The following is a 13,204-nucleotide window of genomic DNA, read 5'->3' on the forward strand; positions in this document are numbered from 1 at the left end:
TCATACCGTAGGCGCCTTGCTGGCGAAGCACGCGACGGGCAGGACGGCGCCTACCTAGCAGCTAGAACGTCTTCTGGCCCTGGTCCAGCTGCTGGTCGACCAGCGCCCGGCCATGGGCCAGGGAGACATGCTGGGCATTTTCCAGGTTGCTGAAGAATTTCATCGGCATGGAAATGCGCTTGCTGGTGTGGCCATGGGGATCGGTGATCAGGCAGCCGGCCGCATAGGGCAGGGGGGAGTTGGGGTGGGGCATCACGCTGGCGGTGATGTGGTGATCGCGGTATTCACAGTGAAGGGTTTGCATCGTCCTGACCTCGCTGTGGCTGGAAAGCAGTTCCTTCCATATACCACAGCGAGGGGCCGCAGGTGTCCGGCCCGACGAGCGTGACGCGCGGCTTCAGCCTTGCAGGTCGGTCGGCTGGATCACTTCGACCCAGTAGCCATCCGGGTCCTTGACGAAGGCCAGGTGGTTCATGCGGCCATCTTGCAGGCGCTTCTGGAAGGGCACGTCCAGCGCCTCGAAGCGCGCGCAGGCAACCCGCACGTCCGGCACCGAAATGCAGATGTGGCCAAAGCCGCGAGGGTCGGTATTGCCGTTGTGGTAGGCGAACGCCGGGTCGTTCTCGGTGCCGTGGTTGTGGGTCAGCTCGAGCACGCCGGGGATCGACTTCATCCACTGGTGGCGCTCGGCATCGTCGGCTGGAATCTGCGCCGGGTCGACCAGGGCCAGGAAGTACAGGCTGAAAGCCGCCTCCGGGAAGTCGCGCTTGTCCACCAGGCGAAAGCCCAGGACGCGGGTGTAGAAGTCCAGGGACTTCTCGATGTCCTTGACCCGCAGCATGGTGTGGTTGAAGACGAACTGGGCGGTGGCGGTATCAGGCTGGGCGGTGACGCCGGGCAGCGCTTGAAGATCGTGCAGGCTCATGGGGTACTCCAGAATCAGGGCCTTGGTAGAGGCGGTTCATGATACGGGAGTCAGCCGGCAGCGCAAATGAAAGCGCCCCGCATGAAGGCGGGGCGCTGGAATTAGAGGCCCGCGTGTGCGGGCGCGTGATGGGGTCGCTAGTCCTTTAGCTGGTTCGATACTGAGCCTGTGCTTGTGAAAAAAGTGTGAAGCGGGTGTCGAGGTTTCATCAGCGCACCCAGGTTTCCACTGTTTGCGCGCCGTACTGTTGCTTCCAGGCCTTCAGGCCGCGGTGGTTGCCACCCTTGGTTTCGATCAGCTCGCCGGTATGCGGGTTCTCGTAGACCTTCACCACCCGCGGGCGGCGCTGCTGCTTGGCGGCCACGGCCGGGGCGCGCTGGCTGGCTTTTGGGTCGAGGATGGCGACGATGTCGCGCAGGCTCTTGTCGTAGCTTTTCATCAGGCCGACTAGTTTCTGCTCGAATTCGATTTCGCGTTTAAGGCCGGCATCCTTTTTCAGCGCCTCCAGTTGTGCCATCTGTTCCTGAAGCGCTTTTTCGGCAGCACGAAACTCTGCAAGTCTGGACACTGTCATCACTCCTGTAAGTCTGCGGTGGCCTGACGTGACGAACATAAACTGGACTAAACGCCGGCCACGCGGATGGGTATAGCTGTTCGCTGAGTGTCAGTGTAGACATCGCCCGCACAGGGGTAAACAGCAAACTTTCAATCAATAAGCCGGGAACTTCGCCGGTTTTTCGCGCGGTATTCGAACTTCCCTGCCAGGGTATCTGGCCGAGGCCTTAGACCATGGTCCCATGGTGCGGGCTAGAGGCCCTGGGTGAAAATTATGGATGATGGTCGAAATGTATTCGTTCATCCCGTAGTGCCGGTGCAGTCGATTGCCCGGATCGTTTTTTGCCCTTCTTTTGGATGTTTTGTTCGCATGTTTGCCCCTTTCCCCCTCGCCCCCGGGCGCCGAGTTGCCGGCCTGTTCTTCCTGTGTGTCGGTGCCAACGCCCAGGCCGCTGGTTTTCTTGAAGACAGCACTGCCAAGGTCGAAGCTCGCAATGTCTATTTCAACCGCGACTTCCGTGACGGCCACAGCAGTTCCAGCCAGGGTGCGTCGAAACGCGAAGAATGGGCCCAGGGGTTCATCCTCAATGTCCAGTCCGGTTATACCCAGGGCCCGGTAGGCTTCGGCGTCGATGCCCTGGGCATGGTCGGTTTCAAACTGGACTCGAGCCCGGCCGACAGTAATAGCGGCCTGTTGCCGTCGTCCGGCCACGATCCGCGCCATTCGGCCGACCAGTACGCCAAGATGGGCATCGCCGGCAAGGTCAAGGTCTCCGAGACCGTGCTCAAGTACGGCTCGATGATGCCCGATGTGCCGCTGCTCAAGTACAACGACGGCCGTCTGCTGCCGACCATGTTCCATGGCGCCTGGCTGACCAGCGAGCAAGTGCGCGACCTGAAGTTCACCCTGGCCCGCCTCAACCAGTACACCGCGCGGGACTCCACCGACCGCCAGGACATTCGCGTCCACTGCAAGAACAAGCGCTACGCCTGCGACATCGAGGCCGATCACTTCGACCTGGCTGGCGTCGACTACCGCTTCAACGAGCGCATCAGCGCCCAGTACCAGGTCTCCAAGCTGGAAAACATCTACCGCCAGCACTTCCTTGGCCTGGTGGCCAGCCAGCCACTGGACGTCGGCACCCTGTCGGCCGACCTGCGGGTGATCAAGAGCGACGACATCGGCAATGCCCGCGCCGGCCAGATCGACCACCGCGCTTTCAGCGGCATGCTCGGCTACAGCCTGGGCGGCCACAAGATCAGTGCTGGCTGGCAGCGCATGTACGGCGACAGCGCCATGCCGTACCTCGATGGCACCAACCCGTACCTGGTCAACTACGCCCAGGTCAATGACTTCGCCGCCGCCCAGGAGCGTTCCTGGCAGCTGCGTTACGACTATGACTTCAAGGCCCTGGGCGTGCCTGGCCTGACCTTCTTCACCCGTTACATCAACGGTGACAACATCAAGGTCCCGGGCAGCAATGCCGAAGGCAAGGAATGGGAACGCGACACCGAGCTCAAGTACCAGGTACAGAGCGGCACCTTCAAGGATGTCAGCGTGCGCCTGCGTAACTCCACCTACCGCAGCAACTACGAGAAGTGGGCGCGCGACATGGATGAGACCCGCGTCATCGTCAGCTACAACTTCTCGATCTTCTAAGCCGCCTTTACCGCGGCCGGTGGTCGGTCGAAAATGACCACCGGTTGCTGGTGTGGTGCTTTGCAAATACGCCCCATAATTGGCGCGTGATTTTTGTGTTCAAGCAAGCGTCGCGACGAGTCGTGCCCCGCTACGGCGAGGCGCGGCAATGCAGCATGAGCGCAAAAAGCACCGCGAATCAGGGGCGTTATTTGTGCAGCACCATACTAGGCGGGGCAGGGGATGAAAAAGCTTCTACTGATCGGCATCGGCCCGGGCGATCCACGGCAGATCACCTACGAGGCCGTGGATGCGCTACGCCGTGCCACGGTGTTCTTCGTGCTCGACAAGGGCGCGGACAAGCAAGACCTGGTGCGCCTGCGCCGGGCCATTCTCGAACGCTACCTGCCCCAGGGCGGTTATCGCCTGGTGCAGGTCGCCGACCCGTGCCGGGATGGCGCGGCCACCGACTATGTCGGCGCCGTGCAAGACTGGCACCGCCAGCGCGCGGCCCTGTACGCCCGGTTGCTGGAACAGGAGCTGGCGGGCGACGAGGTCGGTGCGTTCCTGCTTTGGGGCGAGCCAGGCCTTTACGACAGCACACTGCGCATTCTCGAGCGGGTGCGCCTGGCTGGCGTGGCCTTGGCGCTGGAGGTGATCCCTGGGATCAGCAGCATCCAGGCCCTGGCCGCCCGCCATCAGATCCCCCTCAATCGCATCGGCGAGCCGCTGACCGTGCTGCCGGGGCGACGCCTGGGCGAGCAGGCGCGAATCGACAACGTGCTGGTGATGCTCGACGGCCAGTGTGCATTTGCCGCGCTGGACGATCCGCATTTGCTGATCTACTGGGGCGCCTACCTGGGCACGGCGGATGAACTGCTGGTGCAGGGGCCGCTGCAGGAGGTCAAGTCACGCATCGTGCAATTGCGCGAGGCCGCCCGGCAGCGCAAGGGCTGGATCATGGACACTTACCTGCTGCGCCGCGCGCTGTAGGTGCCTACAGGGGCCTACAGCGCCGCAGCATGGCACCGGTGAAGCCCGGCGCTGCCGGCGCACGGAGAGGGCCAGGCATGGGCAATGACCAGAAGATGAGGCATGGCAGAGGGCCTTGAGGCAAAAGCGCCCATTTAAACACGGGCGGGTTCAAGGCGCGCCGAGGATACCCACGACCTTGTCGCGCAATTGCTCGATGCTGAAGGGCTTGCCGATCAGGTGCATGCCCGGCGGTACCTCGACACTCTCGGCGTAGCCACTGGCGAACAGCACTGGCAGCAACGGCCGGATTTCCCGCGCCTTGCCCGCCAGTTCCTCGCCGCGCATATCGGGCAGGCCGACGTCGGTCATCAACAATGCCAGGGGCTGCTCGGGGTCATGGAGAATCGTCAGGGCGGTGCTGGCGCTGTCCGCCTCGATGGCGGTGTAGCCCAGTTCGTCGAGCACTTCGACTATCAGCATGCGAACGATGTCGTCGTCTTCGACTACCAGAAGGTGCATGGGTGGATCCTGTTTCGGTGAATGGTCTCTACTCTGTGCCCGCGGCAAGGGCAGAAGTTCCCAAGCTTACCGGCGTGGGCAAATAGATGGAACGATTGATGACCTGCGCCTTCAAATACTGGCTAAATGCCCTGCCAGAAAGGTTAAAGCTGGGTAGACTTGCTCTATTCCCGGTCGGTCTGGCGCAAGGCATTTACCACACGACGTATCGCCACACTGTTCAATGGACTTTTTTACGCGGGCACTTTCAGATGATTCAAGCAGCCTCGATGGATCAGCGCAGCTTTGGCAAGCTGCTCAAGCGCAACGTTGGTTTGCCCCTGGCGGTTGGGCTCCTGGGCGCCGTGGCGTTCGTCGCGGTGATCAACTACCTGCTTTCGGCCATGCAATGGGTGGAGCACACCGACCGGGTCATCGGTAGCGCCAATGAAGCGGTCAAGCTGTCGATCGACATGGAAACCGGCATGCGCGGCTTCCTGATCACCGGCGACGAGCGCTTTCTCGACCCTTATGAGGTAGCCAAACCACGCATTTTCAGCAGCCTGGACAGCTTGCGGGGGATGGTCGCCGACAACCCCCCGCAGGTTGAGCGCATCGACCGGCTGACCGCGTTGCAAAGGGCCTGGAACGACTTCGCTGGCGAGCTGATCAACTCGCGGCGCAATGACGGCGAGTATCGGCAAGCCATTGGTAATGGCCGGGGTAAACGCATCACCGATGAGATCCGCAAGGAGTTCGACGGTTTTGTCGCCACCGAGCAGCAACTGCGCATGGCACGCAACGAAACGGTCAGCCGGGTGACGATTACTGCCATCACGGCTTTCGTGCTATTCATCGTGGCCCTCAGCGCTTTGCTGGCCTACCTGGGGCGCCGCGACCTGCTGGCGCTCTCGACCAGCTACGTCGACAACCTCCAAGCCCAGCAGCGCAGCGCCGAGCGCCTTGAACACCAAGCCTGGTTGCGCACCGGCCAGACCCAACTGGCGGAACAGGTGCTGGGGCAACTCACCTTGCCGATGCTGGGGGAAAACATACTGCGCTTCTTCGCCGCCTATCTGGGTAGCGTGGTGGGGGCATTATATGTACGCGATGAACAAGGCAATCTGGTACGTGTCGCCAGCTATGGATTGGATGCCGAACAGCAGGCCCGCGATCAGCGGCTGCCCGGCCACGATGGCCTGCTGGGCCAGGCGGTGCTGCAGAACCGCCTGCTGTGCCTGGATGCGCTGCCCGAGGACTATTATCAGCTCAGCTCCGGCTTGGGTCGCGGCTTGCCCCGCAGCGGCCTGATGATCCCCGCCAGAAACGACGGGCAGGTCAATGGCGTGCTCGAACTTGGGTTCCTGCGTGCGCTGAGCGAGCGTGATGGCGAGCTGCTGGAGCGGGTCGCCGACAACCTGGGCATATCCATCGAAAGTGCGCGCTACCGCCAGCGCTTGCAGGAGGTGTTGGCCGAAACCCAGCAGTTGAACGAAGAACTGCAAGTCCAGCAGGAAGAACTCAAGACTGCCAACGAGGAGCTGGAAGAACAGTCCCGTGTGCTCAAGGAGTCCCAGGCCCACCTGGAAACCCAGCAGGCGGAACTGGAGCAGACCAACGAACAACTGGCCGAGCGCACCGACGCCCTGGACCGCAAGAACAGCGAGCTCAACCAGGCTCAAGTGGAGCTTCAGGCGCGGGCCGAGGACTTGCAGCGTTCGAGCAAATACAAGTCCGAGTTTCTCGCCAACATGTCCCACGAGCTGCGCACGCCACTCAACAGCTCGTTGATCCTGGCCAAGCTGCTGGCCGAGAACGGCGAGGGCAACCTCAGTGCCGATCAGGTCAAGTTCGCCGAATCCATCTATTCGGCCGGCAATGACCTGCTCAACTTGATCAACGACATCCTCGATATCGCCAAGGTCGAGGCCGGCAAGCTTGAGGTGCGTCCCGAGACCACGCCGCTGGAGCGTTTGGTCGAAGGCTTGCAAGGCATGTTCCAGCCACTGGCCCGGGACAAGGGGCTGGACTTCGCTGTCGAACTCGAGCAGCCGCTGCCGCCGACCTTGTTCACCGACCGCCAGCGCCTGGAGCAGATCCTCAAGAACTTGCTGTCCAACGCCATCAAGTTCACCGAGCGCGGCCAGGTCAGCCTGCGCATCAGCCACCAGAACGGCATGGGCATCGTGTTCGCCGTGCGCGACACCGGCATCGGCATTGCCGCCGACCAGCAGCAGGCGATCTTCGGCGCCTTCCACCAGGTCGACGGCACCAGCAACCGCCGCTATGGCGGCACCGGCCTGGGGCTGTCGATCTCCCGCGACCTGGCGCACCTGCTCGGCGGCCAGATCAGCGTCGACAGCAGCCCGGGCCAGGGCAGCGTGTTCAGCCTGATCCTGCCCGAGCACTTCGAGCCCAGCGCGCAACAGGCCGAGGTACACAGCCTGCGCCCGGCGGTCGACGAACTGCCGCCGGTACCGCCGGCCAGTGCCCCGGTCAGGACCGAGCGCCCGACCCCGACCTTCGCCGACGACCGTGAGCGAGCGCCGTTCGGCAACCGCTGCATCCTGGTGATCGAGGACGAGCCGAACTTCGCCCGCATCCTCTACGACCTGGCCCATGAACTGGGCTACAGCTGCCTGGTCGCCCACGCCGCCGACGAGGGCTTCGAGCTGGCCGCGCAATACCTGCCCGACGCCATCCTGCTGGACATGCGCCTGCCCGACCATTCCGGGTTGACCGTGCTGCAACGGCTCAAGGAGCAGGCCAGCACCCGGCATATCCCGGTGCACATCATTTCCGTGGAGGACCGGGTCGAGGCGGCGATGCACATGGGCGCGGTGGGCTATGCGGTCAAGCCCACCAGCCGCGAGGAGCTCAAGGCGGTGTTCGGCCGCCTGGAGGCCAAGCTCACGCAGAAGCTCAAGCACATCCTGCTGGTGGAGGATGACGACCTGCAGCGCGACAGCATCGCCCGCCTGATCGGCGACGACGACATCGAGATCACCGCCGTGGCCCTGGCCCAGGATGCCCTGGCGCTGCTGCGCGAGAATATCTACGACTGCATGATCATCGACCTCAAGCTGCCCGACATGCTCGGCAACGAGCTGCTCAAGCGCATGACCGCCGAGGACATCCGCAGTTTCCCGCCGGTGATCGTCTACACCGGGCGCAACCTCACCCGCGAGGAGGAGGCCGACCTGCTCAAGTACTCGCGCTCGATCATCATCAAGGGCGCGCGCTCGCCCGAGCGCCTGCTCGACGAGGTCACGCTGTTCCTGCACAAGGTCGAGTCGCAGCTGTCCAACGAACGCCAGCGCATGCTCAAGACCGCGCGCAGCCGCGACAAGGTGTTCGAGGGGCGGCGGATCCTGCTGGTGGACGACGATGTGCGCAACATCTTTGCCCTGACCAGCGCCCTGGAGCACAAGGGCGCCATCGTCGAGATCGGCCGCAACGGGCGCGAGGCCATCGCATGCCTGGAGGCCAACGACGACATCGACCTGGTGCTGATGGACGTGATGATGCCGGAGATGGACGGCTACGAGGCGACCCGGCTTATCCGCCAGCAGCCGCGCTGGCGCAAGTTGCCGATCATCGCCGTGACCGCCAAGGCGATGAAGGACGACCAGCAGCGTTGCCTGCAGGCCGGCGCCAACGACTACCTGGCCAAACCGATCGACCTGGACCGCCTGTTCTCGTTGATCCGGGTCTGGCTGCCGCAACTGGAGCGAATCTGAAATCTTGACCAGCGAACGCAACACCGATATCGAGATCCGGCTGCTGATCGAGGCGATCTACCTCAAGTACAGCTACGATTTTCGCGATTACTCCGGCGCATCGATCAAGCGCCGGATTCTCCATGCCTTGCGCCAGTTCGATTGCCGCACGGTGTCGGCCTTGCAGGAGCGGGTGCTGCATGACCCGGGCATGTTCCTCGAGCTGCTGCAGTTCCTGACGATTCCGGTCAGCGAGATGTTCCGCGACCCAGGGCACTTTCTGGCGCTGCGCAACGAGGTGGTGCCACTGCTGCGCACCTGGCCGTCACTGAAGATCTGGATCGCCGGTTGCAGCACGGGCGAGGAGGTGTACTCCATGGCCATCCTGCTACGCGAGGAGGGGCTGCTGGAGCGCACCATCATTTATGCCACCGACATCAACCCACATTCGCTGGAGCGCGCCAAGCAAGGCATCTACTCGATGCAGAGCATGGGCGAGTACCAGGAGAATTACCGCAAGGCCGGCGGCCGCCGGGATTTCAGCGAGTACTACACCGCCGCCTATGGCAACGCCATCATCGATTCCAGCCTGCGCGAGAACGTCACCTTCGCCGACCACAGCCTGGCCACCGACAGCGTGTTTTCCGAGACCCAGCTGGTGTCGTGCCGCAATGTGCTGATCTATTTCAACAAGGGCCTGCAGGACCGGGCCCTGGGCTTGTTCCACGAGTCGCTGTGCCACCGGGGTTTCCTGGCGCTGGGCAGCAAGGAGTCGGTGGACTTCTCGGCCTATGGCGAGCGCTTCGAGCCGCTGGTGCGGCCCGAGCGGATCTACCGCAAGGTATGAGCGGCGTGCGCGCGGTCGTCATCGGCGCCTCGGCGGGGGGCGTAGCGGCGTTGTTCAGCGTGCTCGGCGCGCTGCCGGCCGGCTTCGCCGTGCCGGTGCTGTGCGTGCTGCACCTGCCGGACGACCGCCACAGCCAACTGGCCGAGGTGCTGCAGCGGCGTCTGCGCCGACCTGTGCGCGAGGCGCAGGACAAGGCCGCCATCGAGCCTGGCCTGATCTACGTGGCCGGGCCGGGCTATCACTTGTCGGTGGAGCGTGACCTGACCTTTTCCCTGAGCCAGGAGGAGCCGGTGCATTTCTCGCGACCGGCAATCGATCTGTTGTTCGAGTCGGCGGCCGATGCCTATGGCCCGGCGCTGCTCGGCGTGCTGCTCACCGGTGCCAACGAGGACGGTGCCCGCGGACTGCTGCGGATCAGACAAAGCGGAGGCCGGACCGTGGTCCAGGACCCTCGCGACGCACAGGTCGCGCTGATGCCGGAGGCCGCCTTGGCCCTGCACAGCCCCGACCACATTCTTCCCCTGAGCGGTATCGGGCAGTTGCTCGCTACCCTGGAACCCAGCGCATGCTAAGCCATATCACCGCCAAACTGCTGATCGTCGACGACTTGCCGGAAAACCTGCTGGCCCTCGAGGCCCTGATCAAGGGCGAGGACCGCGAGGTACACCAGGCCTTGTCCGCCGAGCAAGCGTTGTCGCTGCTGCTCGAGCATGAATTCGCGTTGGCGATCCTGGACGTCCAGATGCCAGGCATGAACGGTTTCGAACTTGCCGAGTTGATGCGCGGCACGGAAAAAACACGCAACATTCCCATTGTCTTCGTCAGCGCCGCTGGCCGCGAGATGAACTACGCCTTCAAAGGCTACGAAAGCGGCGCCGTGGACTTCCTGCACAAGCCGCTCGACACCCTGGCGGTGAAGAGCAAGGTGTCGGTGTTCGTCGACCTGTTCCGCCAGCGCAAGGCCCTCGACCGCCAGCTACAGGCCCTGGAGCGCAGCCGCGCCGAGCAGGAGCAATTGCTGGCGCAATTGCAGGTGGCCCGTGGCGAACTCGAGCGGGCCGTGCGCATGCGCGACGATTTCATGTCGATCGTCTCCCATGAGGTGCGTACCCCGCTCAACGGTCTGATCCTCGAGGCGCAATTGCGCCGCATGCACCTGTCTCGGGGCAACCTGGCGGCATTCAGCGAGGAAAAACTCAAGTCCATGGTCGAGCGCGACGAGCGTCAGATCAACAGCCTGATCCGTCTGGTCGAGGACATGCTCGATGTCTCGCGCATCCGCACCGGCAAGCTGTCGATTCGGCCCAAGGCCTTCGATCTGGCGCTGTTGGTCCAGGGCCTGGTGGAGAACTTCAGCGCCCAGGCCAGCGCCCTGGAAACGTATATAGAGCTGGAGCGCTGCAACGTGCTGTTGGGCGAATGGGACGAGTTCCGCATCGAGCAGGTGATAGCGAACCTGCTGTCCAATGCCCTGCGCTACGGTGAACGCAAACCCGTGCAGGTGCGGGTCTTCGCCCACGAGGCAATGGCCTGCGTGCAAGTGAAAGACCAGGGCATCGGTATCAGCGCGCAGGACCAGCAACGGATTTTCCAGCAGTTCGAGCGCGTCGCCGCCCAGCAGGCCAGCGGTGGGCTGGGCCTGGGATTGTACATTTCCGAGCAGATCGTGCTCGCCCACGGGGGCCGTATCCAGGTCCACAGCCAGGAAGGCCAGGGCGCCACGTTCAGTGTTTATCTGCCGCTGCCGCAGGTGCAGCAACCATGCGATCAGGCGCGGGCAACCTCTGTGTAGCGCCGCGGTCTGATGGCCAATCCGTTGAATTCGAAGGCGTAGTCATGAGTGAAGATGCACAAGATGTTGTTCTGGTGGTCGAGGATGAACCGGCGATCCGCATGATCCTGCGCGATTACCTGGCGGGCGAGGGTTACCACGTGCTGGTGGCCGAGGACGGGCAGCAGGCGTTCGCGATTCTCGCCAGCAAGCCGCACCTGGACCTGATGGTCACCGACTTCCGTCTGCCGGGCGGCATTTCAGGGGTAGAGATTGCCGAGCCGGCGGTGAAGCTGCGGCCGGACTTGAAGGTGATCTTCATCAGTGGCTATCCGGCCGAAATCCTCGAATCCGGCAGCCCGATCGCGCGCAAGGCACCGATTCTGGCCAAACCGTTCGACCTGGACACCTTGCACGAGCAGATCCAGGCGTTGCTGCGCTAGCAATGCCCCGCGCGGTCGGGGCCGCGCCGCACTTAGGGGGCGGCTCGCGCCAAGGCGCGCAGGTCATCGTCCACCTGGCGCATACGCTCTTCGGCCAGCGCTTGCACTTTCGGGTCGCTGGCGCTTTCGCGCATGTACCCGGTCAGCTTCTCGCTCAGGCGCTTGCCTGCATCGGTTTCGCCCAGCGCCTTGGCCTTGGCCGGGTCGCGGGTGGCGGCGACGATGCTGGCGAATTCGGCATCGGTGAAGTGCTGCTCGCTGTACAGCCTGAACAGGTCCTGGCGTTGGTCCTCGACGGTCAGGTGCTTGCGCAGCACCTCGCGAATCTTGTCCTTGGGCACTTGCCGATGGGTCATCGCCAGCAGCCCGGCCATGCGCTCGATGTTGTGGCGGTAGGCGTCCTGCAAGGGCAGCTCGGCGAGGATCTTTTCCTCGCGGCTGGGGGGCTGGTCGCAGCCGGCGAGGGCGCCGAGCAGCAGGGCGGGGAGCAGCAGTATGCGCAGGCGGGGCATGGGTGGGCCTTGGGTGCGGGGAGGCCTGGGAGTTTACTGCAAGCCAGGCCCCGAGACACCTGTGCCGGTCGGTTGCACTCAGCGCTGCAATGGATTGCGCAGGCGTACCCAGACGATGGCTGGCAGCGCCATCAACAACCATTTCAGGTATTGATTCACCCCGTAGTACTCGCAAGCGATGCCGATGAGCGTGCACAATACGACCACGGCAACAAATTGAATCATTCTGTCCATCAAGCAGGTTCCACTGTCTCTGTGGGTATCAGGCCGGGCACTCTAGCAGCGGGTTATGCCGGGTGCAGTCCTCGCATGCGCCCATGCCATATGGTGTAACACTTTATCCGTCCAACAATCGCTGCGCCCCTGGCTATCGTGGCAACTCCAGTCACTGCAGGAGGTGCGTTCGATGACCCGCTTTACTGGCGGCTGCCTGTGTGGCCGCATCCGTTTTGTCGCCGAGGGCGAGGCCGATTTTCCCCATACCTGTTCCTGTTCCCAGTGCCAGCGGCACTCGGGTGGCTTGACCCTGTGCTGGGTCGAGTTCGACAAGGCAGCGGTCAGCTGGGTCGGGGAGGGGCGTGCGCCTGCGCTGTACCGTTCCTCGTCAGCGTCCAGCCGTGCCTTCTGCGCCACCTGCGGCAGTTCCCTGGGCGCTATCGACGATGGACCAAGCGTGGCCTTGTTGCTGGGTTGCTTCGACGACCCAAAGGCGGCGGGCCTTAGACCGGTTGCGCATTCGTTCGAAGGCAGCCGGCCGGCCTGGTGGAAGGTCGACGCCGGTGGCTGATCAGTCGCGACGCTTGGGGCGATCAACGAGGGCGGCGTCGCCAGTGCGCCAGCAGGCAGCATGGGCAGCTCCGCCAGCTCGTTTGTCAGACCCTTCCCGTATCAGGCTGCATCCCTCAACACCGCGTTCATTTCCAGCCCAAGCGCGATCGCCTACCGTCTCCTTCCCGTCCACGCCAAGGAGCGAACCCATGCCTGATCTTGCGTTATACAAAGTGAAACTGCTGGACGAATTCGAGGCCCGTGCAGATGAATGGACCTGCGGGCATTTCGAGCGGCGCCTGACCGAGGTCAAGCCAGCAGCCTACTACCAGGACGCCAAAGGCATCATCATCGCCGCGCACAAGGCCGGAAACTGGCCGAACACGGTCAAGCGCTACCTGCTCAGCAACTACAAAGCGTTCGGCAATGTCAGCAGCGAGTTCACCGAGGTTTTTCTCCAGGTACTGGCCAGCTTGACGCCGCAGGAACTGGCGTACTGGCAACTACCCCAGGCGACTGAGCCGGCATGATCCCGACACACCTCGACCTGGC

Annotated in this window: 15 protein-coding genes; 9 read left to right on the forward strand and 6 right to left on the reverse strand. The window is 63.3% G+C overall.

From position 1 onward, the window contains the following. Window positions 1-61 precede the first annotated feature (61 nt). From NJG22_RS09410 to NJG22_RS09420, 3 genes are all read right to left on the reverse strand, one after another. Window positions 62-304 (reverse strand): hypothetical protein, encoded by a 243-nt coding sequence (locus NJG22_RS09410; RefSeq protein ID WP_253093975.1) that lies wholly within the window; start codon window positions 302-304, stop codon window positions 62-64. Window positions 305-397: 93 nt separating this feature from the next. Beyond that, window positions 398-925 carry a lactoylglutathione lyase gene (gloA, locus tag NJG22_RS09415; RefSeq protein WP_253093978.1) on the reverse strand — a complete coding sequence of 176 codons (528 nt, stop codon included), beginning with the start codon at window positions 923-925 and terminating at the stop codon, window positions 398-400. 208 nt (window positions 926-1,133) lie between these two features. Continuing rightward, window positions 1,134-1,493, reverse strand: a complete 360-nt coding sequence (locus NJG22_RS09420) for a histone-like nucleoid-structuring protein, MvaT/MvaU family (RefSeq protein ID WP_217847816.1) — start codon at window positions 1,491-1,493, stop codon at window positions 1,134-1,136. A gap of 357 nt (window positions 1,494-1,850) precedes the next feature. Here NJG22_RS09420 and NJG22_RS09425 point away from each other — a divergent pair, with 357 nt between their 5' ends. Further along, window positions 1,851-3,140, forward strand: coding sequence for an OprD family porin (locus tag NJG22_RS09425; protein WP_253093980.1), 1,290 nt, complete (start codon window positions 1,851-1,853; stop codon window positions 3,138-3,140). Between the two features lie 222 nt (window positions 3,141-3,362). Further along, window positions 3,363-4,112, forward strand: coding sequence for a precorrin-6A synthase (deacetylating) (gene cobF / locus NJG22_RS09430; RefSeq protein ID WP_253093982.1), 750 nt, complete (start codon window positions 3,363-3,365; stop codon window positions 4,110-4,112). Between the two features lie 150 nt (window positions 4,113-4,262). On the opposite strand, the gene NJG22_RS09435 is transcribed toward cobF, so the two are convergent. Next, on the reverse strand, window positions 4,263-4,613 hold the full coding sequence (locus tag NJG22_RS09435) for a response regulator (protein ID WP_253093984.1): 351 nt from the start codon (window positions 4,611-4,613) through the stop codon (window positions 4,263-4,265). Window positions 4,614-4,864: 251 nt separating this feature from the next. Between NJG22_RS09435 and NJG22_RS09440 the strand changes: the two genes are divergently transcribed. The 5 genes from NJG22_RS09440 to NJG22_RS09460 are packed head-to-tail and all read left to right on the forward strand — an operon-like array spanning window position 4,865 to window position 11,372. Next, complete coding sequence (locus NJG22_RS09440; RefSeq protein WP_253093985.1) at window positions 4,865-8,332, forward strand: response regulator; 3,468 nt, start codon at window positions 4,865-4,867, stop codon at window positions 8,330-8,332. 4 nt (window positions 8,333-8,336) lie between these two features. Further along, the gene (locus NJG22_RS09445; protein ID WP_253093986.1) at window positions 8,337-9,158 is read left to right on the forward strand and encodes a protein-glutamate O-methyltransferase CheR; all 822 of its coding nucleotides are present in this window, start codon (window positions 8,337-8,339) and stop codon (window positions 9,156-9,158) included. Continuing rightward, complete coding sequence (locus NJG22_RS09450; RefSeq protein ID WP_253093987.1) at window positions 9,155-9,730, forward strand: chemotaxis protein CheB; 576 nt, start codon at window positions 9,155-9,157, stop codon at window positions 9,728-9,730. Before NJG22_RS09445 ends, NJG22_RS09450 begins: the two co-directional genes overlap by 4 nt. Further along, on the forward strand, window positions 9,724-10,950 hold the full coding sequence (locus NJG22_RS09455; RefSeq protein WP_253093993.1) for a hybrid sensor histidine kinase/response regulator: 1,227 nt from the start codon (window positions 9,724-9,726) through the stop codon (window positions 10,948-10,950). Before NJG22_RS09450 ends, NJG22_RS09455 begins: the two co-directional genes overlap by 7 nt. A gap of 44 nt (window positions 10,951-10,994) precedes the next feature. Further along, complete coding sequence (locus tag NJG22_RS09460) at window positions 10,995-11,372, forward strand: response regulator (protein ID WP_253093994.1); 378 nt, start codon at window positions 10,995-10,997, stop codon at window positions 11,370-11,372. A gap of 32 nt (window positions 11,373-11,404) precedes the next feature. On the opposite strand, the gene NJG22_RS09465 is transcribed toward NJG22_RS09460, so the two are convergent. Both NJG22_RS09465 and NJG22_RS09470 read right to left on the reverse strand, forming a co-directional pair. Further along, window positions 11,405-11,884, reverse strand: a complete 480-nt coding sequence (locus NJG22_RS09465) for a hypothetical protein (protein WP_253093996.1) — start codon at window positions 11,882-11,884, stop codon at window positions 11,405-11,407. A gap of 78 nt (window positions 11,885-11,962) precedes the next feature. Further along, the gene (locus NJG22_RS09470) at window positions 11,963-12,118 is read right to left on the reverse strand and encodes a hypothetical protein (protein WP_253093998.1); all 156 of its coding nucleotides are present in this window, start codon (window positions 12,116-12,118) and stop codon (window positions 11,963-11,965) included. 172 nt (window positions 12,119-12,290) lie between these two features. Here NJG22_RS09470 and NJG22_RS09475 point away from each other — a divergent pair, with 172 nt between their 5' ends. Together NJG22_RS09475 and NJG22_RS09480 are read left to right on the forward strand one after the other, a co-directional pair. Beyond that, complete coding sequence (locus tag NJG22_RS09475; protein WP_253094000.1) at window positions 12,291-12,671, forward strand: GFA family protein; 381 nt, start codon at window positions 12,291-12,293, stop codon at window positions 12,669-12,671. Between the two features lie 190 nt (window positions 12,672-12,861). Further along, complete coding sequence (locus tag NJG22_RS09480) at window positions 12,862-13,182, forward strand: hypothetical protein (RefSeq protein WP_253094002.1); 321 nt, start codon at window positions 12,862-12,864, stop codon at window positions 13,180-13,182. The last annotated feature ends 22 nt before the right edge of the window (window positions 13,183-13,204 follow it).

The sequence above is a fragment of the Pseudomonas sp. VA159-2 genome, assembly GCF_024126635.1.
Lineage (GTDB): Bacteria > Pseudomonadota > Gammaproteobacteria > Pseudomonadales > Pseudomonadaceae > Aquipseudomonas > Aquipseudomonas muyukensis.